At 63.4% G+C, this 22,632-nt stretch carries 15 protein-coding genes and 1 pseudogene; 5 read left to right on the plus strand and 11 right to left on the minus strand.

Annotated features, from left to right (window positions below; genetic code table 11):
* Positions 1-89 precede the first annotated feature (89 nt).
* Positions 90-1,334 carry an urea ABC transporter substrate-binding protein gene (gene urtA / locus ACL9RJ_RS31335; protein WP_017123308.1) on the minus strand — a complete coding sequence of 415 codons (1,245 nt, stop codon included), beginning with the start codon at positions 1,332-1,334 and terminating at the stop codon, positions 90-92.
* Positions 1,335-1,656: 322 nt separating this feature from the next.
* Here urtA and ACL9RJ_RS31340 point away from each other — a divergent pair, with 322 nt between their 5' ends.
* From ACL9RJ_RS31340 to ACL9RJ_RS31350, 3 genes are all read left to right on the plus strand, one after another.
* A complete protein-coding gene (locus ACL9RJ_RS31340) occupies positions 1,657-5,034 on the plus strand; it encodes an ATP-binding protein (RefSeq protein ID WP_422765967.1) in 3,378 nt (1,125 codons plus the stop codon).
* The gene (locus ACL9RJ_RS31345; RefSeq protein ID WP_017123306.1) at positions 5,009-5,695 is read left to right on the plus strand and encodes a response regulator transcription factor; all 687 of its coding nucleotides are present in this window, start codon (positions 5,009-5,011) and stop codon (positions 5,693-5,695) included. Before ACL9RJ_RS31340 ends, ACL9RJ_RS31345 begins: the two co-directional genes overlap by 26 nt.
* A 344-nt stretch (positions 5,696-6,039) precedes the next feature.
* Entirely contained in the window at positions 6,040-6,357 is a 318-nt protein-coding gene (locus tag ACL9RJ_RS31350) for a DUF6124 family protein (protein ID WP_422765968.1), read from the plus strand.
* Positions 6,358-6,406: 49 nt separating this feature from the next.
* On the opposite strand, the gene ACL9RJ_RS31355 is transcribed toward ACL9RJ_RS31350, so the two are convergent.
* Entirely contained in the window at positions 6,407-7,450 is a 1,044-nt protein-coding gene (locus ACL9RJ_RS31355; RefSeq protein WP_422765969.1) for a restriction endonuclease, read from the minus strand.
* 157 nt (positions 7,451-7,607) lie between these two features.
* Here ACL9RJ_RS31355 and ACL9RJ_RS31360 point away from each other — a divergent pair, with 157 nt between their 5' ends.
* Positions 7,608-8,381, plus strand: a complete 774-nt coding sequence (locus tag ACL9RJ_RS31360) for an HNH endonuclease (RefSeq protein ID WP_422765970.1) — start codon at positions 7,608-7,610, stop codon at positions 8,379-8,381.
* Between the two features lie 104 nt (positions 8,382-8,485).
* Here ACL9RJ_RS31360 and ACL9RJ_RS31365 read toward each other — a convergent pair whose 3' ends face one another.
* From ACL9RJ_RS31365 to ACL9RJ_RS31400, 8 genes and pseudogenes are all read right to left on the minus strand, one after another.
* Positions 8,486-9,301, minus strand: coding sequence for a YfaP family protein (locus tag ACL9RJ_RS31365; protein ID WP_422765971.1), 816 nt, complete (start codon positions 9,299-9,301; stop codon positions 8,486-8,488).
* Between the two features lie 3 nt (positions 9,302-9,304).
* On the minus strand, positions 9,305-10,951 hold the full coding sequence (locus tag ACL9RJ_RS31370; RefSeq protein WP_422765972.1) for a DUF2300 domain-containing protein: 1,647 nt from the start codon (positions 10,949-10,951) through the stop codon (positions 9,305-9,307).
* A 1-nt stretch (position 10,952) separates the two neighbouring features.
* Positions 10,953-15,521 carry an alpha-2-macroglobulin family protein gene (locus ACL9RJ_RS31375; protein WP_422765973.1) on the minus strand — a complete coding sequence of 1,523 codons (4,569 nt, stop codon included), beginning with the start codon at positions 15,519-15,521 and terminating at the stop codon, positions 10,953-10,955.
* The gene (locus tag ACL9RJ_RS31380; protein ID WP_177058212.1) at positions 15,518-16,159 is read right to left on the minus strand and encodes a DUF1175 domain-containing protein; all 642 of its coding nucleotides are present in this window, start codon (positions 16,157-16,159) and stop codon (positions 15,518-15,520) included. The genes ACL9RJ_RS31375 and ACL9RJ_RS31380 overlap by 4 nt, the downstream gene beginning before the upstream one ends.
* 185 nt (positions 16,160-16,344) lie before the next feature.
* Positions 16,345-18,069, minus strand: coding sequence for a DUF2138 domain-containing protein (locus ACL9RJ_RS31385; RefSeq protein WP_177073229.1), 1,725 nt, complete (start codon positions 18,067-18,069; stop codon positions 16,345-16,347).
* A gap of 52 nt (positions 18,070-18,121) precedes the next feature.
* Positions 18,122-18,910 carry a YfaP family protein gene (locus ACL9RJ_RS31390; protein WP_177058210.1) on the minus strand — a complete coding sequence of 263 codons (789 nt, stop codon included), beginning with the start codon at positions 18,908-18,910 and terminating at the stop codon, positions 18,122-18,124.
* A 247-nt stretch (positions 18,911-19,157) separates the two neighbouring features.
* Positions 19,158-19,262, minus strand: a pseudogene (locus tag ACL9RJ_RS31395) (transcriptional regulator); the annotation flags it as partial.
* The gene (locus ACL9RJ_RS31400) at positions 19,263-19,856 is read right to left on the minus strand and encodes a chorismate--pyruvate lyase family protein (RefSeq protein WP_177058209.1); all 594 of its coding nucleotides are present in this window, start codon (positions 19,854-19,856) and stop codon (positions 19,263-19,265) included. It lies immediately after the preceding pseudogene.
* A gap of 226 nt (positions 19,857-20,082) precedes the next feature.
* Between ACL9RJ_RS31400 and ACL9RJ_RS31405 the strand changes: the two genes are divergently transcribed.
* A complete protein-coding gene (locus ACL9RJ_RS31405; RefSeq protein WP_177058208.1) occupies positions 20,083-21,078 on the plus strand; it encodes a LysR family transcriptional regulator in 996 nt (331 codons plus the stop codon).
* Here ACL9RJ_RS31405 and ACL9RJ_RS31410 read toward each other — a convergent pair.
* Positions 21,054-22,508: an MFS transporter gene (locus tag ACL9RJ_RS31410; protein ID WP_422765974.1), complete on the minus strand. Its 1,455-nt coding sequence runs from the start codon at positions 22,506-22,508 to the stop codon at positions 21,054-21,056. The genes ACL9RJ_RS31405 and ACL9RJ_RS31410 overlap by 25 nt on opposite strands.
* Positions 22,509-22,632: the final 124 nt, after the last annotated feature.

The following is a 22,632-nucleotide window of genomic DNA, read 5'->3' on the forward strand; positions in this document are numbered from 1 at the left end:
CCAGCTCCCACAGATAGGTGCTCCACCACAAAGGGATCGTCGTACCCAACCTTTGTAGGAGCCGGCTTGCCGGCGATAGCGGTCGAACGTTATTGGTAGCCTTTGGGGAACGGATTCGGCTCGATCAGATCGGACTCGTAGACCACCTTGAACTGGCCGTTGGGCTGCACTTCACCGATACGGGTCTTGCTCCACAGGTGATGGTTTTCGTGCACCTTCACGTAGCCTTCAGGCGCGGTTTTCAACTCGATGCCCGGCGAGGCGGCGACCACTTTGTCGACGTCGAAGCTACCGGCCTTCTCCACCGCGGCCTTCCACAACCATGGGCCGAGGTAGGCCGCCTGGGTCACGTCGCCGATCACCGCGTCCTTGCCGTACTTGGCCTTGAAGGCTTCGACAAAGGCCTTGTTGTTGGGGTTGTCCAGGCTCTGGAAGTACTTCATCGATGCATAGAAACCGGCCATGTTCTCGCCGCCGATACCCAGCAGTTCGTCTTCGGTCACCGACAGGGTCAGCAGGGTCTGCTTGGCCGCGTTGACGCCCGCCGCGTTGAGCTGCTTGTAGAAGGCCACGTTGGAACCACCGACCACGGCAGCGAACACCACATCGGGTTTCTTCAGCTTGACCTTGTTGATCAGCGAACCGAACTGGGTGTTGCCCAGCGGGTAGTAGTCTTCGCCGACCACGGTGCCGTGCAGCACGTTCTCGATGTGCTTGCGGGCGATCTTCATCGAGGTGCGTGGCCAGATGTAGTCCGAACCCACCAGGTAGAAGGTCTTGGCACCCTTGGTCTTGGCGATCCAGTCGAGGCTGGCGAGGATCTGCTGGGTGGCTTCCTGGCCGGTGTAGATCACGTTCTTCGACTGTTCCAGCCCTTCGTAGAAGGTCGGGTAGTAGAGCAGGCCGTTTTCCTTCTCGAAGATCGGCAGCACGGCCTTGCGCGAGGCCGAGGTCCAGCAGCCGAACACCGTCGCCACCTTGTCGTTGACCAGCAGCTTCTTGGCCTTCTCGGCGAAGGTCGGCCAGTCGGAGGCGCCGTCTTCCTGAATCACCTTGATCTGCCGGCCGAGGATGCCGCCGGAGGCGTTGATCTGCTCGATGGCCAGGCGCTCGGCCTGGATCGAACCGGTTTCGGAAATCGCCATGGTGCCGGTGGCCGAGTGCAACTGGCCGACGGTGACTTCAGTCGGGGTCACGGCCAGGCCGGTGCTGTTGGCGTCATCCGCCATGACGCCCTGGCTGAACACACTGGCGGCCAGTAACGACAGGGCCGCCGCTCCCAGCGCCAGACGGCGCGGCAACAGACCTTTGGTGCGGATCAATCGTGGTTCCATGCTGCTACTCCTCTGCGGTGGCGCTGCCGGTTCGCCCCAGGGGCGGCCAGCAACGGTGATGGCATCAGCATGGCGGCGAGCAGCGCTGGCCGGTATACGCAGCCTGACGTAAGCGCATACGTCATTTGACGTAGGGAAAATCGCACCAAGGTGGCGCAGGCTAGCGCCCGAGCCCCGGCCCGCCTGGTGTTGCCCAGCGACACAGGGACTACGCACGAGCGCAGCTGCCGGCAGGGTCTGGCAACACGGGGCACGGAAATTGCTCAATTTTTCACCACCACCCGCCAGGCATGGAGCGCCTTGTTCGCAGGAGTCTTTCACCGTGCTACCACCGGGTACCCAGCGCATCGCCAAGATCCGTCGCGACTACAACAGCTGGGTCGCCGACGAAACCATGGAAGACTACGCTCTGCGCTACACGCCGAAGTCCTTTCGCAAGTGGTCGGAATTGCGCATCGCCAACACCGCCCTGGGCGCGGTGTCGTTCCTCGCCCTGGAGGCGATCGGCGGGGTGCTGGCCCTGAGTTATGGCTTCACCAACACCTTCTGGGCGATTCTCGCAGTCAGCCTGGTGATCTTCTTCACCGGCCTGCCCATCAGCTACTACGCCGCCCGCTACGGCGTCGACATGGACCTGCTGACCCGTGGCGCCGGCTTCGGCTACATCGGCTCGACCATCACCTCGCTGATCTACGCCAGCTTCACCTTCCTGTTCTTCGCCCTCGAAGCGGCGATCATGGCCCTGGCCCTGGAGTTGTATTTCCATATCCCGCTGGCCTTCGCCTATGTGATCTGCTCCGTACTGGTGATCCCGCTGGTGGCCTACGGCGTCACCCTGATCAGCCGCCTGCAACTCTGGACCCAGCCGCTGTGGCTGGTGCTGCTGGTGCTGCCCTACCTGTTCGTCCTGCTGAAAAATCCCCAGGCCTTCAGCGACTGGACCAGCTTCCAGGGCCGCAGTGCCAGCGGTGGCGATTTCAATCTGCTGGCATTCTGCGCGGCCTGCACCGTGGCCCTGTCGCTGGTGACGCAGATCGGCGAACAGGTCGACTACCTGCGTTTCCTCCCGGAGAAGACCGCCGCCAACCGCAAACGCTGGTGGGCCGCCCTGCTCTGCGCCGGGCCCGGCTGGATCATCCCCGGTGCCCTGAAAATGGCCGCCGGCGCCTTCCTGGCCTTTCTTGCCCTGCAACACGAAATCCCCATGGAGCGCGCCGCCGAACCGACACAGATGTACCTGGTGGCCTTCAGTTACGTGTTCTCCTCACCGGAGTGGGCCCTGGGCGCCATGGTGCTGTTCGTGTTCGTCTCGCAGATGAAGATCAACCTGACCAACGCCTACGCCGGCTCCCTGGCCTGGTCGAACTTCTTCGCCCGGGTCACCCACAGTCATCCCGGCCGCGTGGTGTGGCTGGTGTTCAACGTGGCGATTGCGCTGATGCTGATGGAGCTGGGGGTGTTCGACGTCATCGACCAGGTGCTCGGCCTCTACGCCAATATCGCCACCGCCTGGATCGGCTCGGTGGTCGCCGACCTGGTGATCAACAAACCCCTGGGCCTGTCGCCGAAACATATCGAGTTCAAGCGCGCCCACCTCTACGACATCAACCCGGTGGGCGTCGGCTCGATGCTGATTGCCTCGTTGCTGTCGATCCTCGCCCACTTCGGCCTGTTCGGCGCCCTGGCCCAGGCCGCGCCGCCCTTCGTCGCCCTCGGCACGGCACTGATCACCGCGCCCTTGCTGGCCTGGGCGACCCGCAGCCGCTACTACATCGCCCGCACCAGCGATCCGTTGCTGCTGCAGCCGGTGGCGCCGAGCCTGCAGGTCACCTGCGGTCTGTGCCGCAATGCCTTCGAGACCGCCGACATGGCCTTCTGTCCGGCCTACAGCACGCCCATCTGCTCGCTATGCTGTTCGCTAGACGCCCGTTGCGGCGACCGCTGCAAACCCCAGGGCCGCCTGTCCGCACAGTTCGAGTCACTGTTGCGCTGGCTACTACCGAACACCATGGTGCCGCGCCTGCACACCCGGCTGATGCACTACCTCGGCCTGTTGCTGGTACTGATCCTGATGCTCAGCGGCGCCCTGGCCCTGATCTACGGCCAGGCCTCCCAGGGTTTGCCTCATTCGGCGACCCTGTACCAGGCATTTTTCAAGGCCTTCCTGGTGCTCTCGATGCTGGCGGCGATCCTCGCCTGGTGGATCGTCCTGACCCGCGAAAGCCGCCACGTCGCCCAGGAGGAATCGAACCGCCAGACCCAGTTGCTGATGCAGGAAATCGCCGCCCACCGCGTCACCGACCAGGCCTTGCAGGATGCCAAGGAAGCCTCGGAGTCGGCCAACGCGGCCAAGAGCCGCTACATCACCGGGCTGTCCCATGAGTTGCGCACGCCGCTCAACAGCATCCTCGGTTTCACCCAAAACCTGCAGCGCGATGCGGCCATGCCCGAACAGCACCAGGACGCGCTGGCGACCATCCTGCGCAGCGGCTCGCACCTGCTGTCGCTGATCGACGGCCTGCTCGACGTGGCCAAGATCGAGGCCGGCAAGCTGCGCCTGGAACTGACGGAGATTCCCTTCCCCGAACTGATCCACGACCTGGAGCTGATGTTCACCCCGCAAGCCCGGGAGAAAGGCCTGCGCTTTCGCCTGGAACTGATCGGCAAGATGCCGGCGGTGGTCCGTGGCGACGAGAAACGCGTACGGCAGATCCTGATCAACCTGCTGGGCAATGCGGTCAACTTTACCGACAGCGGCGAAGTCTGCCTGCGGGTCAGCTATATGCGTGAAACCGCGACTTTCGAGATCATTGACACCGGTATCGGCATCGACCCCGAGCATATCGAGCGGATCTTCCAGCCGTTCGAACGTGGCGACCTGATGCGCCAGGACAAGGGCGTCGGCCTCGGCCTGACCATCACCCGCATGCTCACCTCGCTGATGGGCGGCGAGCTGCAGGTGCGCAGCCAACAGGACAAGGGCACCTGTTTCCAGGTGCGGCTGTTTCTCTCCCAGGTCCGCGCGCCCCAGGCGGTGGTGCATGTCGAGCACGACATCATCGGCTACCAGGGTCCACGGCGGCGGGTGCTGGTGGTGGACGACCATGTCGACCATCGTAAGGTGCTCAACGGCATGCTCAGCCCGCTGGGCTTCGAAGTGGTGCAGGCCAGCAATGGCCAGGAAGCGATTCGTCAGGTGGCGCTGCTGGGGCCGGACCTGATCCTGATGGACCTGTCGATGCCGACCATGGACGGCTGGGAAACCAGCCGCCTGATCCGCCGCAACGCCCTGTCGACGGTGCCGATCATCGTCATCTCGGCCAACGCCTTCAACGACGAGCGCAGCCTGGCCAGCGCCTGCAACGACTACCTGGCCAAGCCGGTGCGCACGCCGGAGTTGCTGGAGCGCATCCAGAAGCAGCTCGACCTGCAATGGCTGCGTCGGGAAACGCCGGCCCCTGCCGCCCTGCCCGCCCCCTGGATCCTGCCTGCGCACCCCGACCTTGTCGCCCTCGGCGAACTCAGCGCCATCGGCTATGTCCGTGGCCTGCAGGAAAAACTCGACAGCATCGAGGCCGAGACGCCAGACACGGCAGCGTTTATCGGCTCGCTCCGCAAACTGCTGAAAAACTTTCGCCTGGACGAAATCAACCGCGCCCTCAAGGAGGCAGAAGATGAATGCACTGACCACAGTCACTGAACCTGGCGTCGTGCTGATTGTGGACGACACCCCGGACAACCTCGCCCTGCTCTCCGACGCCCTCAACGATGCCGGCTATATGGTGCTGGTGGCCCTCGACGGGCTGAGTGCGCTGAACCGCATCGAGCGCCGACGCCCGGACCTGATCCTGCTGGACGCGATGATGCCGGGCCTCGACGGTTTCGAGACCTGCCGACGGATCAAGGCGCAGCCGGAGAGCGCCGATATCCCGGTGCTGTTCATGACCGCGCTGACAGAGAGCCGGCACGTGGTCCAGGGTTTTGAAGTGGGCGGCAGCGATTACGTGACCAAGCCGATCCAGATCGACGAAGTGCTGGCGCGGGTCGCGGCGCATCTGCGCACCTCGCGTACGCTGTTATCGGCGCGGGCGGCGTCGCAGCCGGTGGCGGCGTTGAGCCTGAACGATGAACCGGCGAGCAAGGTCCTGTCGGCGCGTTTCCAACTGACCGGGCGCGAGGTGGAAGTGCTGCGTTGGGTGGCCTGTGGCAAGACCAACCGCGATATCGGCACCATCCTGGACCTCAGCCCACGCACGGTGAACAAGCATCTGGAGCATGTGTATATCAAGCTGGGAGTGGAGACTCGGACGGCGGCTACTTCGGTGGTGCTGTCGGCGATGACGGAGCATCGGCGGATGTAGCGTTTTGGCAGTGATTTGCCCCGGCCAGCAAGACAACTCGCTTTCCTTTGACTGAAGTTTCCTAGAAAATCCTGAGCGCTTGTGCCTGCCAATTCGGGTGGCTAGTCTTCGATTCGTCACTGCCAAATCAGTGACCGGGTTTAGTCGCCCAGGCAGTCGTTAGGCGCAATGCGCCACCTTCCCCAGGTGTTTTTTTATGCCTGTGTTTTATGGTGGCTGTGCGCAGGGCACCTTCGGGTGCGCCGGGTTCCTAACGCTCCGGTCGACTAACCTGCGTACAGCTGCCACCCCTTCGTTTAGTCGCGAAAGCTGGCAGCTCCTATAACGCGTTAGGAGTTTCAGACATGTTCAAGGTTACGCCCAATCCGCCGGTTTCATCCGCTGTCAAAAGTATCGATCCACTCGCCGCCGACCGAGCTCTGGCTCACTACATCCAACCACAGGCATCAGGCAGCCGCCTGTCATTGCCTGAAAGTCATGAGGACCACCTCGTCAGTGCCAGTTCAATCCTGGAGTCCGCTGCCGCCACTGCTTATGAACACGCCGACAACCTCACCGGCCCGAATCGCAAGGTGGCTATGGGGTTGGTGCATTTGATCGAGCTAGCGCTACGGCAAGTGGATTCACTGATCGAGGAACTGCCCGCTGGGGTAACAAGCTGACAGAAAGAAGCGTGACAGAAGGGGGGAGCTTGCCCCCCTTTTCCACTGACTAAACGTCCTCAGTCAGTGCAACCGTCCAGATGCGTTTCAGCGGCAGCTCAGATTTAATGGACTCGTCCAATCGGTCGTAATACAAGAAAAGCTGATCCAACAAATCATTTTGATTCCAGAGTCGTAAGCGGAAAAAGCTGGACGCCAACTCCTTTTGTACCGTGCTGCGATACCCGCCCCAAGCCACAAATAGCCCCTGGCTCGCGTTGAACTTGCTCATCGCACCCAACAACTTATCCACAGTCGGCCGGTCGACAAGGCCTTCGCCCGACTTCACCTCGACACATATCGTTTGCTCGCCAAAACCCATAACGCCGTTGCTGGCCAGAATGTCGACGCCACCATCGGCACCTTCCGGGCTCTGCCAGATACTGAACCCCTGGGCCTTCAAGATCGCCGCCACCAAGGTAGTAAGTCGATGCCCCTTGAAGCGGCGAGAAATCAACCGGGCAATATGATCTTTACCGGTCAATTCCAGATCAGTTTCAGCCTCTTCTACTGCTGCTTCGTCCGAGGCAGTGGCTAAATCGCCGACCAGTTGCTTCATCGTTTCTGGCTGCCACTTGTTGGCTGCCATCGCGCGAATCCGAGCTTCGGCGTTATTACGACGAATACGGCAGATGGTCATGAATGCGCCGAAACTGTAGAGCAAGTCCTGGGAGAAATGAGCCCGTGGAATCGCTTCGCCAACCCAATGAACGGAACGCCAGTGAAAGAACGGGCTGGAGCCTTGCGCCTCAAACTGGTAGTCGCCAACGATTTCACCGATGTAGACGACCGGTTGGGTTTTCAATGGCATGACAACCCAGTCACCCACCTGCATACGTTGGGCAAAGGGCCAGACTTGACTGCTCCAGTTCTGCAACGTCTTGGGTTTATGCTCAGGATAGAGCTCAGCCAAAAGGCTTTGCACCTGCTCCCGTTCAATGCAGCGGCTCAGACTCACATTCAGCAAACTCCAAGTCAGATAGACCCGCCGTTCACTGATGAATTTCTCTTCGAACTCTCCGGCAGAACCCGCCCGGACCAGCCAAACGGCCATACGTCTACTCCCTGTTTGCCGCTGGGGCACGGACTAAAACCCATACGCTGGATATATCGCACAGCGCATGATTCCCAAATGACATCAGAAGGCAATATTCTGTCCGCATAAAGTGATTTTTCCCACATAAAAATGGGATATATACGGACAGCGCCGCATGCCCTCGTTAGTTGCCAGCAATCAATCCAACCCGGCCTGGAGCCGCGATGAACTCGTCCTTGCCTTGGACCTGTACCTCCGCCACCGCACCAAGTTACCAGGGAAAGACCATCCGGAAGTCCAGGCCTTATCACAGAGCCTCAATCTCATTGGCAACGCCACTGGGGTGAGCAAGAACCAGAGCTTTCGCAACGCCAATGGCGTTTACATGAAACTCAACAATTTCCGTCGCTGGGACCCAAGCTACACCGATAGCGGTCGTACCGGCCTTGCGAAGGGTAACAAAGACGAAGAGTTGGTATGGCGAGAGTTTGCGAATGACCCGCAGCGTCTCGCCGAGGTAGTGATGGCCATCACCGCCCATGTCGAGTCCCCTGCGCCAACATCGATAAATTTAAGTGCAGATGACGATCCGGGATTTTTCGAGGCAGAGGAAGGCAAAGTGCTCACCCGAGTACATCGGGTACGGGAAAGGGATAAAAACCTCGTCAAACGCAAAAAAGAGGAAGCCCTCAAGAAACACGGCATACTCCAGTGCGAGGCCTGTGGCTTCAACTTCAGCAAAACCTATGGCCCGGAGGCGGAGGGCATCATCGACGTTCACCACACGAAGCCCCTACACACGCTTCAGCCTGGTGATAAGACCAAACTCGCCGATTTAGCATTGCTATGCGCCAACTGCCATCGCGTTGTGCATTCACAACGCAGATGGTTGCAAGTCGCGGAGGTCCAAAAGCGATATCAGGCTAATCTAAAAATTGGAGTTCTCTGAAAGACCTTTTGCGTTCTCACCGCCCCCTCACGGGCAAGCACCGCTCCTAGAGGGGAGGCGTTTAGCCCGGTCTACTCATGTCGTCATCAACGGTGTACCGCGCTTTACGGATAACTAAACCGCCTCACCAACGTCAGCTCCCCCGGTGCCCGCATCGGCACGATGAACGATTCCATCTTCTCGTTGACCGTCCCTTCTTCCGTGATCAGCGTGATCTTGGCCGTGGTCAGGGCCTGGACGGCGTTTTCCTGGCCGCCGTCTTCGTCGTCATCGCTACGGTAGCCGCCGCCGTAGTAGTTCACATACACCAGGTACTGACCCTTGATCGGTGCGGGCATGGAGAAGATTTCCGGGCCGTAGCCGGTGGTGACGTCGACGTCCAGCGAGCCACCGTTGGGCGCCGTGCGGTCGCCGTACCAGATGTGCGCGCCGTCCGGTGTGACCACGTGCAGGTCGAGGTCGGTGCCGTCGCTGTCCCAGGACAGCAGGATGCGCAGCTTGGCCTTGGTCCCGCCGCCGGAGTTGAGGAACTGCACGCGCTTGCGCTGTTGGCCATCGGGGCTGCGCACTTCGACGCTGTTGGTGCCGCCCGGGAATGAGTACGGGCGATCGAAGTCGCCGGCTTCGTCGAGCTTCAGCGGCATGCTGATGCCGTTGATGATCAGGTTGCCCGGTGCCTTGGCGTCCTTCGGCGCGCCCTTGATCTGGCCGAGGATGCGCGCCGTGCTGGCCTGGCCTTGCGGGGTGTTGACCGAGGAGGCCGGGTAGTTGACCGTCTGGCTGTAGCGTTCTTCGTCCGCCGAGCCGACCCGCCAGCCGCCGATCGGGGTGTCGAGGCGGATGGCGTTGTCGGCCTGGGCCGGGGTCAGCACGGCCAGCGCGCTGAGGAACAGGGCAACGGTGTGGATACGCAATGTCATGGCCTATTCCAGTAACAGGTGGCGGGCAAGCCCTTCGATATAGTCTTCGTCCTGGCCGTTCGGATGGGCCTCGAACGCCAGGTGCAGGTATTCATGGGTCAGGTCGAGCCGGTCTTGCTGGGTCAGCACGCCGCGCACGTAGATGCGCTGGCGTTCGCGGTCGACATATGGCCGGCCAAACGACAACCGGCAGACGGCGAACTGGCTGAGTTCGTTATAGCCGACTTCCTGGTCCAGGCGCGGGCGCCAGCCACGGCGCTGCTTGAGCAGCCAGTCACGGGCGGCGGGCAGCGGCTCGCAGGAAGCGACCGGGTTGTCCCAGCGGCTGAGGCTCGCGCGCGGGTAGGCGCGCTGCAGGATCAGGTCGTAGCGCGCACCGGCATTGGCCTGTTCAACGGCCTGTTGCCAGGACAGTTTGTCCGGGCCGGGCTGGTCGCTGTGGTAGGTCACGGGACTGCCGGCCAGTACCAGGTCGCTGGTCCAGGCGGCAATCGTGCGGGCATCGGCGGTGGCAGGACGCGGGGCGACGCGCTGGCGACTGCTGCTGTCGTCGATGCTCAGGCAATCGCCATTGCGCGCGGCGTTTTGCAGCAGGTAGGTGCGAATCGCGACAGCCAGGGCCTTGGCCGCTTCCACCGGTTCGCTCTTGGCTTCCCGCTGCAGGACCCGGGCGACGTATTCTTCGCGATCCAGGCGGGCGACCAGTTGCGGTCGGCCGGCGTTCTGCAGCAGGAACAGTTCGCCGGCGCTTTCGATATCCAGCTGGTTGCCATTGGCGAAGTCGACCCGGTAGCGGCCTTGCAGCGCACCGTTGGAGGCCGTCTGGCCGTCCGCGCGGCTGACGCCTTTCAGCGGGTAGCGCGAAAACAGTTCGACCTGCACGCAACGCCCGACATCCGCGGGCGACGGCGCGGGCAGGAAGTTGCCGAGGACGTCCGAGTAGTGCCGCAGGACCATCTGGCTGGTGCCACGCCCACCGACCCAGAGTGGCGTGCCGTCTTCCAGCCAGCCGGCAAAGCCGCCCTGGCGCGATTGCGGATCGTTGTCGCCCAGCCAGCTCCAGGTCTTGACCCGCAGGCGTGCGCCCAACACGCCGACCGCCTGGCCATCGGCGGCGCCGAGCACCACATCGAGCAACAGTTTGCGAGCCGGTTCCTGGGCCGGCAAGGTGCGCAGGGTTTCCAGCAGCTCGGCAATCGACACACGGGTCTGTGGCTTGAGCTGGTCGAGATCGAGCAGCCACGCCGGAGCGTGTCGTGCCTGCCAGTAGTCCCGCCAGCGGGCGGCGTCGATCTGCAGCCGCTCGGGCTCGAAATACAGTCCGCAGGATTTCACCAGCGCCGGATCCCGGGCGATGCTGCCACCCGGCGTGCAGCAATAGACTTCGTCGCGGTCCTGGCCGTGGCAATCGTAGGCCGGCTCCTGCTGGTCGGTATCCACCAGCCAGGCGTAGACGAACAACTTCCACAGGCTGCCCAGTGGTGCTTGCAGGCTTGCCGGCAATGGCTCGCGGGCGAGCACCTGGGTGCGATTCAATTGCACCAGTTCGTAGCCATCGGCGCCCTTCCAGGCCAGGCGCACGGGCTCTTCCTCGGCCGTCGCCAGCAGAGGAAGGGCACACAACAACAGCCAGGCCAGGCGACGGGTCATGTCATTCGACCGTGATCTGTCCAAGGCTCGATTTCTGCTCCTGGGCCTGATGCTCCGGCGCATAGATCTGGCTGAAACGTGCCGGCGGCAGGTTGAACTGACCTTTCTGCGAGAAGCGGATCAGGTGACGGACCCGCACTTCGCCACTCAGGCTGTTCACCGGTACGGCGTAGGCCAGTTGCCCGGCTTCGAAACGGGCTTTCTCCAACGGCGCGGAATCGGTGCCCGGCGCGCCGACGATGTTCACGCCCCAGGTGGTGCGCTCGACGTCGGCACCCGGCGGCAGCGGCACTTCGAGCATGCCGTAGCGCAGCGGTTTCGGGCCTTTGCTGGTGAGGATGACTTCGTCCAGGTAGAGGTTGTCGCTGGACAGCGGCTCCTTGCCCACCGCCTTCAGGCTGAAGCTGTAGGCGTCATCACCCGGCACCAGTTGCAACAAGCGGCGCTTGAGGGTCACCGGCAGGTCGTCCGGGACCTTGGTCTGGCTGAGGTAGCTCAGGTTCGCCCGCACGGGACGCTCCTGGGCACCGCTCAGCGAGAGCACGGACGGCACGCCCGCGCCCTGCCACTGCCAGTAGTTTTCGCCGGTCGCGCCCTGGCGCGGCTGCCAGCCTTCGCCCGGGGCGAGGGCCACGGTCTTCGGCGCCTGTTCGACGCTGCGTTGCAGCCAGGTCAGGGCCAGCGCACGCTCCAAGGTCGATTGCTGCGGCAACAGACGCTGCAACAGGTCCTGGGCCTGGTCGGCATTGAACGGTTTGAGCGACAGGCTCAAGGCCGTGGCGAACGGTTGCGAGCTGGCACCCAGGCGCTGCTCGGCAGTAGCCAGTTGCTTGGTGAAGGCGTCCGGCAAGGCCACTTTGTTCTGACGGGCCAAGGCAGCTGTCAGCACCCGCGCGCTGGCCAGGCCGAGGGCCGAATCCGGTGCGCTCATGACCAGGCTGTCTTCGCCATCGTCCAGCAGGTTGGTGTTGTCGCCTTCCCCGGCTTTCGCCAGTTCGTCCACCAGGCCGCTCAACAGAGTGTTCACCGGCAGTTGCATTTCCTTGGCGAACGCCACCACCAGGGCCCGCTGCAACAGCGGTGTGGCGGCGGCCTGTTTGGCGTAGACGTCCAGCACCCGCTGCCAGTGTTCCGGCGGCAGGCTGATACCCAGGGCCTTGCTGGCGTTCCAGTCGGCGTAATAGGCATAGGCGGTCAGGAAGGCATCCGGCGTGACGTCTTCGCCCCACCAGGTGAACCACGCATCCGGGCCGGCCATCTGCACCAGGCGCAGGCGGCTGTTCTGCATGATCAGACGCAGACGGTCGCGGACCTGGGCATTGGCCGAGAGCGCCGGGTAGGCGATGCTCAACGGCAACAACTGGCTGGCGGTCTGTTCGACGCCGCCGTAAGGGTAGCTGAGCAGGTCGTCGAGGCTGGCGCGGAACAGCGCTTGCGGGCTGTCGTCCAGGCGCAGGCGGATATCGCTGGCGTCCGCCGGCAGGCTCAATGGCGTATCGCCCGCCGCCACGCCGAGACTCTGGCTCTGGGTGATCTGCCAACCGTCACCGACGGCCGTGAGGCGCACCTCCAGGGCATCCTGGGTCTTGCCATCCTGCTGCAGCTCGGCGCTCCACTCGCCGCTGCTCAAGGCACTGCTCGGTAGCGGAATGTAGTTGATGCCTTTGTTCAGCGACAGCGGCAGGCGCTGTTCCTGGCCGGCCAGGCGGATCAGCAGTTCGGCCTTGACCGGCTTGTCGGCCTGGCTGAAGGCGAACACGCCGAAGGTCGGTTTGTCGCCGTTGCGCAAGTGGGTCGGTCCGCTCCATTTCAGGTACAGCGGCTTGTCGGAGCGGATGAACTGGTTCTTCTGCCCGACCTGCCCGGCGTCGGCCATGGCACGCACGGTGATGCGCCAGCGGGTCAGGGAATCGGGCATGCGGAAGGTGAAACGCACCTTGCCGTTGGCATCGGTGACCAGCTCCGGCTGCCAGGCGGCGGTGTCGACGTCTTCACGCCGTGGCCGCTCCAGCACCTTCACGCCGCGCTCGCTGCGATTGGCCTTGCCCGGTGCGCCGGGGCTGCCCGGCAGGGCGACGTCGTAGCTGATGAACGACAGGCTGGCGCTGGTGCGTACGTTGTTGCGCCGTGGATGATAGAAGAACTGGTCGATGCTCGGCGCCACTTCCGGTTGCAGCGCGTAGATCATTTCATCCACCACGCTGACGGTCAGGTGCGCCGGAATCGGCTTGCCGGCGAACTGCGTGGTCAGGTCCACGGAGACGGTGTCGCCCGGCTGGTAGCTGTCCTTGTCGGTGGCGACGGCGATGTCGATCTGCGGCGCGGCGACCTTGATCCCGGCGTTCTGGAAGCTGTATTCGCCGCCCTTGGTGTAGAGCACGGAGAAGGTCAGGTTGGGGGCGAAGTTGTCCTTCACCGGGATGCGCACGCGGTATTGGGTGTCGCTGAGCTTTTCCAGGCGCAACCAGTCGGCGCCCTTGGACAGCAACGCGGTGGCCTCGACTTTGTCCCGCTCCAGGGACAGCAGTGCATCGCTGACCGGTTCCGGGAAGGTGATCAACGCCAGGGCTTCGTCACCGGCCTGATACTCGGGCTTGTCGAGGAGGATTTCGACGGTGCCCGGTACGGCCTTGACGCCATCGCCGGTCACCGAGTGGCCGGTGGCACCGAGGATGCGCTCGTGGTCGTCCTTGATCGACAGGTTGTAGGTGCCCGGACGATCGAAGGTGACGCTGAAGCCCTTGTCCACCGCCGCGAGCTTGCCGCCGCCGGTGGACTGGTCTTCCAGGCGCACCCAGCTGTAACTCGCCGGTTGGCGCGCGGCCGCCTCGGCGCTGGCTTCGCTGACGTAGCCGAACTGGACCTTCTCGCCGGTGGCGCTGAAGCGCTGCGGCGCCGACAGGCGATAACGCGCCGCGCCGCGCTCGATGAGGATTTCCTTGGTGGTCTTGACCCGATACGCGGCGCCGTCGCTGGCAAATACCGTGAGCATGTAGCGGCTCGGTTTCTCCGCCGCCGGCAGGTCGAGGACGGCAACGCCCTTGTCATCGGTGGTCAGTTCGGCACTGGTCAGTTCCACCGGGAATTGCCCGAGGTATTGCAGCTCGTTGTCGACCATGGACAGTTGCTGGGCCCGCAGGCTCAGTTGCACGCGGGCGTCGGCCACCGGCTTGCCGTCCGGATAGAGCAGCAGCAACTTGCCCTTGATCGCCTCGCCGGTACGGAAGTCCTGCTTGGCCAGGTCCATGGAGATTTCGAAGTGCGGCTTGATGTACTCGGCGACGCGGAAGGCGCTGCTGTAGGTCTGGTCGCGATAGCTGAAGCGCAACTCGTAGCCACCGGCCACGGCATTGTCCGGCAGTTGGAAACGGCCCTGGGTCCCGGACTTGGCGTCCAGATTGAGGTCCAGGGACTGCAAGGCGGTGCCGGTGGCATCGAGCACGGTGACACGCACCGGTGCGGTGGTCGGGTTGACCGAGTCACGGGCGTTCTTGAATTCGCGGCCGACGATCTTCAGCGACACCCAATCACCCGGCCGGTACAGCGGCCGGTCGGTGAAGGCGTAGAGCTTGGTGTCGTAGATTTCGCTGTCGTAGTAGAAGTTTTCGGAGACGAAGACCCCGCCCTCCTCATCTTCACCGATCATGAACGAGCGTTCCGGGCTGACGTGCTTGAGCCGCAGCAGGCCATCGGCATCGGTCTCGCCGCTGCTCATCACGCCGAGGCCGTCGGTCCACAGCACCTTGACCTTGGGCACCGAGCTGCCTTCATGCTTGCGCGCGGCCCAGACCAGCAGTTCGTCGCCGGTGATCTTGCTCACCGCGACGGTGTTGGAGACGAACACCACGGTGGTCGCGCGGTATTTGCCGATCAGCGCTTCCACCAGGTACAGGCCTGGTTTCAGCTTGCCCAGCGGCACATAGACGTTGCCCGGCGAAACGCTGATGAACTGGCTCGACGAACCCGCCAGGTCGACGCCCTTCGGCGGCTGGATCGGCTTGGCTTCCCACAGCGGGTAGCGGAACTGGCTGACCAGCGGCAGGCCCGGCAGCGGCGCGTATTGCGGATGCGCGTCGTAAGGCGTCGGTGCGCCAAGGGTGTCGCCCATCTTCAGTTCCGGCACTTCCTCGGTAACCTGCTTGCGCGACTCGTAGGAGAACGCACGCTGCATCACCCGGCGGGACTTGGCGTACCAGTTGTCCCACAGGTAGGCCAGGGTGTTGGACAGTCCTTCGCCCTTGAACTGGGCGTCGCTGACCACTCGGTGCAGGTTCTTCTGGCGCTTGAGGAATTCCAGCGGCTGGTCGATGCGGTACACACGGATGTCCGCGCCGCCATAGGGCTCCATGCGGAAGCGCCGGTAGTCGCGACCCGGCGCTTCCAGGCGGACCATCGCCTGTTCGTCGCTGGCAAAGCTGGTGTCGGCCAGCAGGAAGAAACTCTCCCCGGCAACCGGCGTGTAATTGCTCGGCGGCACCGAGTCGTCGGCGGCACCGGCGGCCACCGGCAGCAGCACGGCCAGGGCAAAAACCATTCGGGATAACAGACGCATCATTCGAGACCCGTTCATCGAGAGAGGAAGTTCAGCCGATAGACGCCGATGAAGTTGGGGTTCGTTGCATCGGGTATCCATCGGGTGTCCTTCCATGTCATGAGTTGCTGCACGCTGGCGGAGCGCATGCCGTTGTCGGTAGGGGTGGTGGTGCCGGTGTGATAGGCGATGTTGCGGCCCATCCAGATCATCAGGTGCTGGTCGTCGCCCTGGTCGAAGAACAACAGGTCGCCGGGCCGCGCCTGGTTGAGGTCGCGGCTGACCAACTGGCTGTTGAACTGGATCAGCTTGATCGCATTGACGTAGGGCCCGACCTTGCCGCCGCCCTGCTGCCATTGCTGGGCGAGGCTGCGTTGTCCTGCATCCAGCGCCAACTCCGGCGGCAGGTAGCGGTTGGACAGGCCATTGGCCCGCAGCCACTTGTCGTCGTGGACTTTCAGCGCTTCATTGGCGGCGAAGCGCACCAGACCCGCGCAGTCCTGCTGGTACCAGCGCGGGCTCGGGCCCTGGGTCAGTTGCTCCTGGGCGATGCGCACGAACCAGGCGCGGAACACCTGGGACTGCTCGACGTTCAGGGACGGTGTTTCAAGGGCGAACGCAGGCGCGCTGAACAGCAACGCCAGCACCCCCAGATATTTGCGAGCACGCCCACCCATTGTGGCGAGTGGGCTTGCCCACGCTGGGCTGCGAAACCGCCCTGAAACCTGCAAGCGAGGTTTATCTGGCGCAATGAGTTGGCCGGTTTTGCGACTGCTGCGCAGTCGAGCGTGGGCAAGCCCACTCGCCACAGTAGTGCTGCGTTGCCATCCCGATAGCGCTGTGCCAATTCCGAGCATAGGCGTCACATTGCCCGCCATTGCAACGGCAACCACTGCCAGTGGCCGTCCGGCTCACTGCCTTCGGGCAGCGTCAGGGCGTACTTGCCGTAGCCGGCGAGCTTCTGCAGCTTGGGCAGCAGGTGGGTCTGCGCGGCGTTGCGGAATACCGGTTCCATGTCCTGGGGCAGGCTGTCGAGGGTTTCCTGCTTCATCAGTTGCGCCAGGGAGTCCGGGCCGAAGTAGATCGGCATCAGCACATCCTTGGGCAGCACATCGGCCAACGGCGGGAAGTGCTTGTCGAGGGTGCCGAGGGCCTTGTCCACCAGTTTGTCGTCCAGGGAGAACAGCAGCGTCGAACCATGGCGGGCCAGGCTGACGCGGAAGAAGCCCTTGCCGGTGATCGCATCCGGTTGCGGCGCTTCCTTGGCCGCGTACTGGCCGAAGGTCGAGCTGACCTGGCGCTTCCATTGGTGGACGCTGTCTTTCTTCTGCTCGTCGATGGGGAACAGGCCGCCTTCGACATTGCTTTCGTTGGAACCGACCATGGAGCCGAACAGCTTGCCCAGGTCAGCGTCGAGAGCGTCCCCGGCCTTGCTGTCGAGGCTCGCCACCAGCAACGGCGTGTAGAGACGCGAGTCGGCGTACCAGCACAGGCCGGCGGCACCGTTCATGTGTTCGGTAAGCTTCTGCGCGGTGGCCTCGTCGGCACCGAGCTTGACCAGCAACGGCTTCTGTTGCTCGGCCGCCACCGGCAAGGCGACACAGGCGCTGGCGCCCACCGGCATGGCTTGCCAGATCGGCTTGAAGTCGAAATCCGGCTGGTTGTCCAGCTCGTCCATGGCCAGGAAGCTGTGCCAGCCCTTGTCGTCCATGTCCAGGCGCAGGCCGACGAAGTTCGGGATAAAGCGCTGGTAGCCCATGGCGAGGACACTGGCACCGACCGAGATGCGCTGTTTCACCGTGGATTCCCGTGGCTTGAGACCAAAGGCCTCGGGGAACAACTTGTCGCCATTGAGCAGCGCGGCCATGGCCTGGAGCGAGACTTCACCCTGCTCGGCCACCGCATCGTCGGTGTGGTCGTAGAGTTTGTCCGGGTTGGACAGCACCACCATCTTGTCGCCACGGGAGGCGAACAGCAGCGATTTGCTGGCGTTGTAGGCCAGGCGGTACAGCGAGACATTGTCGCCGGCCACCTTCAGTTCGCCGACCTTGCTCAGTTGGGTATCGTCCAGCGCGACCTGGGCCAGCGGCTCCAGCACCTTGGCCAGGCCACCGCGATCCAGCACCAGCAGGAAGTCCTTGAGTCGGCCGTCCTTGCCGCGCCACAGCGCCACGTCCGCCGGCTGGTCGAACAGTTGCTCGATCAGCGTGTCCTGCAGTTTCAGGTCATGCTCGTAGATGATCCGGCGCAGGCTGCCGATCAACCCCAGGCGGTCGCCATGGGTTTCGTAGTAGAAGACGAAATCCTCGGTCAGGGTTTCGCGCAGGAACGGCACGCTGAGCAGGTCCTTGGGCAACTGACTGAGGGACGCGGTTTCCAGCAGGGCGTCCGGCCGGCTCAGACCGAGCTTTTCCAGGGCCAGCTCCGGCGCCGGAGCCTTGGGCTTGTGGTGGAGAAACCAGCCCAACCCGCCACCGACCACACCCACCACGCACAGCCCGAGTACGAGACCCAGCCAGCGGCGCGAGCCGGCGGGTTTGGCCGCGGCGGGTGTGCCGGCGTCCGGGGAAGCAGTGTTATCGCTCATGTTCACAAAGCCCATTCATCCGTGGAGCGGGATGCCCAGTAATTGAAAATATTCAGTAGTTGAAGGTCTTGACCAGCATCAGGTCGCCGATGGCGCGCATCGGCACGATAAACGTCTCGCGTTTCTCGTTGACGGTGTTTTCATCGAGGATCAGGTTGATCTGCGAAGTGATCACTTCGTTCTGGTTTTTGCCTTCATCGAAGTTATAGCCTTCGGCGCCGAAGTTGCCCCAGTAGTTGACGTAAATCAGGTAGGTGCCGTGCAGCGGCGCGGTCATGGTGAACATTTCCGGGCCCGGGCCGTCGACGCCATCCGGGTCGAGGCCGCCGCCATTGGTCAGGCCGGGATGGCCGAAGAAGGCGTGCTGGCCATCCGGGGTGATGATGTGCATGTCCAGTTCGGCCTTGGGGTCGTCCCAGCCGAGCACCACGCGGATACGCGCCGGAGTGACCGAGCGGTTGGCTTCGTAGAACTGCACGCGCTTGAGGGATTTGCCGGCGGAGCTGCGCACTTCGACGCTGTTGGAGCCAGCACCGAAGGCATAGGGCCGCACGAAGCGGCCGTTGTCATCGGTGTAGAGATTCAGTGGGTTGCCGTTGACCGACAAGGTATGAGGTTGGCGCGGGCCGGACGGCGGATTGACCTTGCCCTCGATCGGCGTGCGACTGCGCTGGATACCGCGGTCGATGGGCGGCGTCGGATAGGCGACCTGCGGCGCATCGCTGCGATCGAGCAAACCGGAATAGCGCCAGCCGCCTGTCGGCTCCTGCAACTCGGCCGAGGGCTCGGCCCAGGCACTCGCGGCCCAGAGGGCGATCAGGATGGGGAAAAACCGGCGCATCTATGCCTCCTTGCCAGACATCACGAAACCCTGCGCCCGATCCATCCACGGCGCACCACTGAAACACTGAAATCAGAAAGGACCTGTCGAGGACAGGTCGGGAAGTCGCAGAGGTTAGCGATTCACATCTGCTTGCACAATGGCGCAAAAGCGCTATTTGCCGGGCGGATCGGCAAATGAGAGGTCGTGCACACTCAATCCCGTGAAAGCCGCGAAAAACAAGGCCAAAGGCCACTATTCAGCAGCGTCACACCGGCTGCAGATCACGCAGGGCTTCGGGGTATTGGCTGGCGACCCGCAGTAGGGTCTGAGCCGCACCCGTGGGTTGTCGACGCCCCTGCTCCCCATCCTTTCAGGCCCTGCGCTTTTCCAGGAGTGCCGGTTCATCCACCTTCGCCCAGAACGTCGGCAGAAACACTTCCGATACCAGAATGCCCAGGTCGCCCCGTTCGAAGCGTGAGCGTCGCGCCCACAGCGGGGATGCCGTCAACTGACCGTTGCGGGCCGAGTCCTCGTAACGGCAGAACTCTATCGGCCCACGCCGGAAGTCGAGGTCACCGAACAGCAGAGGTCCGATCGGCTGATCGCCCAGGGTCCGCAAGTCCTGGCCGGTCATCTGCTGCACCGCAGCCGGGATAACCGTGCGGGCGAAAACCCAGGGCACGCCCTGGCCGGTGAGATAGATCTCGCGAATCCAGCCACGGCTGCCGGCGGGTAATTGCAGCGCCGTGCATTCGCTGTCCAGCAAAACGTCTTCGCGCTCATACAGCGGGGTGATAGCGAAGCGACCACCGGAAATCTCGACCAGACGCTGGGTCAATGACCCCGGATCCAGCAGGTAATCGGCAACCGATGCCTCGAGTCCGGCGCCCAGTTGCCCGGCCAGTTGCCATTGCACATGCGGATCGGCACACAGGGTTCGATGATTCCTGACGTTGTCGAACATTGCACTTTTCCACCTTTTCTCGAAACCGATCGTGCGGCATGGGCAATAGGGTCACATAGGGACGTGGGCGACTGAAGGGACATTCCTGCACTGTCGAAGTGCACAGGATTCACTTCTCAACGTTCGCCGAATCTGCACAACAATCATCAGCAACGGAACCTGCATCACCGATTGCCCACGGCGCCAGCTCGGCACAGAATTCGCCATCGCCACCGGAGCCCCGTGAATGATTGCTTTCGACCGTCTCGACCTCAACCTGCTGCGGGTCTTCGATGCCGTGATGGAGGAACGCAGTGTCCTGCGCGCCAGCCAGCGCCTGCACCTGAGCCAGTCGGCGGTCAGCCATGCGCTGTCACGCCTGCGCGACAGCGTCGGCAAGGAGATCTTCGTGCGCACCGGCAAGGGCATGACGCCGACTCACTACGCCTTCGAGATCAGCGGTGCGGTGCGCGAGGCGCTGCTGAACATCAACGCCGTGCTGAGCCGGGCGACAACGGCCTTCGACCCGGCTTCGGCGCGGCGCTCGTTCGTCATCGCCGCCAGCGACTACTCGTCGACAGTGCTGCTGCCGCCGTTCAACCGCCTGCTGGCTGCCGAGGCCCCGGGCGTCAACCTGGTCATCACGCCGTCGACCCGCCTGGACCTGGCCGAACAGATCGACCTGGGGCGCATCGATGTCGCCCTCGGCATGTTCCAGGACCGCCCGGAACGCTTGCGTTCGCATACCCTGTGGCAGCAGGAAGAAGTGCTGGTGACCGGCAAACACCACCCGACCGCACAGCGCTGCGTGACCCTGCAGGACATGGCGGCCTATTCGCTGGTGGTCATGTCGCTGGGCACCGCCGCCGATGGTGCGCCACCGAGCTATATCCTGGAGCGCGGCCTGTCCCGGCAAACCGACGGCTACGACCGCGCGGCCCTCGAAAACGCCCTGGAAACCCTGGGGTTGCAGCCGCGCCGGCAGGTGCTGATCCCGCATTTCATGGCCATTCCGATGCTGCTGGAAGACAGTGACCTGATGGCGATCGTCCCACGCCCCCTCGCCGCCGTGTTCAGCCGGACCCTGGGCCTGGTGACCCAGGAGTTGCCCTATCACTGCGTGTCGAGGTCGCTGGAACTGATCTGGCACAGCCACAATGATGCAGACCCGGCCCAGCGCTGGCTGCGCTCGCAACTGAGCGCGGTGGCCAGCCGGGTTCAGGAGGCCGCGTCAGCCGCTTGAAGCCGTTCCCGCCGCCGGGTATGGCGCGAGGTGAGGAACAGCACCACCAGCGCCAGCGCGAAAAAGGTCGCGGAACTGGTCGCGCCCACCGACAACGCCTGGCTCAAGGCCAAGCGGGCCTGGGCATCGGCCCCCGCCGCGACGGGCTGCGGCGACAGCCGCGCAACCATGCCGACAATCGCAATGATCACCGCCGTGCCAAGGGAGCCGCCAACCTGGTGGGCGACGTTGACCAGGCCGGACGCGGCCCCGGCATTCTGCGGTTCCACCCCGGCGATCCCGGCGCTGGTCAGCGGCACAAAGGCCGCCCCGCAGCCGATCCCGAGAATGATCAACGGCAGCATCAACCGCGGGAAGTAGTCCACTTCGCTACCCAGCCCGGTGAGCATCAGCATGCCCACCAGCGCCGTGCCCAGGCCGAAGAACAGCATCGTCGAGGCACTGATATGCCGCGCCAGCCACTTCACGCCGTACATCGACATGGCGAACTGGGTGATGGTCAACGCCAGAAACGCTTCACCGGCCTTGAGCGCGCTGTAGCCGAGCACCTCCTGCACGTACTGGATCAGGAAAAAATAGGTGCCGACCATACCGCCCACCAGCAACATCCGGCCGATATAGGCGCCGGAACGCTCGGCGCTGGCGAACAGGTGCAAGGGCATGATCGGTTGCTCGGCCCGACGTTCGATCCAGACAAACAGGGTCAGCAGCACCAGGGCACAGGCCAGGGCGATCAGGGTCGGTGCATCGTCCCATCCCTGGGCACCGGCACGGACAAAGCAGTAGACCAGGGCGCTCATGCCCAGGGTAACCGTCAGCGCGCCGGACAGGTCGAAATGCCCGGTATGTCGCTCGGTTTCCTTCAGATAACGCCAGGCCAGCAGGAACAGGCCGATGCCCACCGGCAGGTTGATAAACATCACCCAGCGCCAGGACAGCATGTCGGTCAATACCCCACCGAGCACCAACCCGACCGCGCCACCGCCGCCGGACACCGCCGTGTAGAAGCTGATCGCCCGCAGCCGCTGGGGACCGGCGGCGAAGTGGGTCATCATCAGGGCCAGGGTCGACGGCGCGAGGAACGCCGCGGCGATGCCCTGCACGCCACGGGCAATCAGCAACTCGTGGGCCGATTGCGCCAGCCCGCCGAGCAGCGAGGCCAGGGTGAAGACCGTGACGGCGACGATAAATACCCGGCGCCGCCCGAGCAGGTCGCCGGAACGCGCACCGAGTAGCATCATCCCGCCAAAGGTCAGGGTGTAGGCGTTCTGTACCCAGGTCAGGTCGGGCAGCGACAGGTCCAGGGCTTTCTGGATATGTGGCAGGGCTGTGTAGAGCACCGTCACGTCGAGCACTATCATCAGTTGGCAGGCCAGGATGATCAGCAACAGAACACCGGTCCCGGGAGTACGAGCGGAAGAAGACGCCATGGATGACAGCCTTATGTGTAGAAGCGCAGGAGAATATCGGGGGCGACGAGAGGGCGGTCCATGTCGATCATTCATCCTTGATCGATGGACTACTATAAAGAGACGACTTTGTACCGACTAGCGG

This window comes from Pseudomonas sp. Mn2068 (assembly GCF_049319725.1).
Lineage (GTDB): Bacteria > Pseudomonadota > Gammaproteobacteria > Pseudomonadales > Pseudomonadaceae > Aquipseudomonas > Aquipseudomonas gingeri.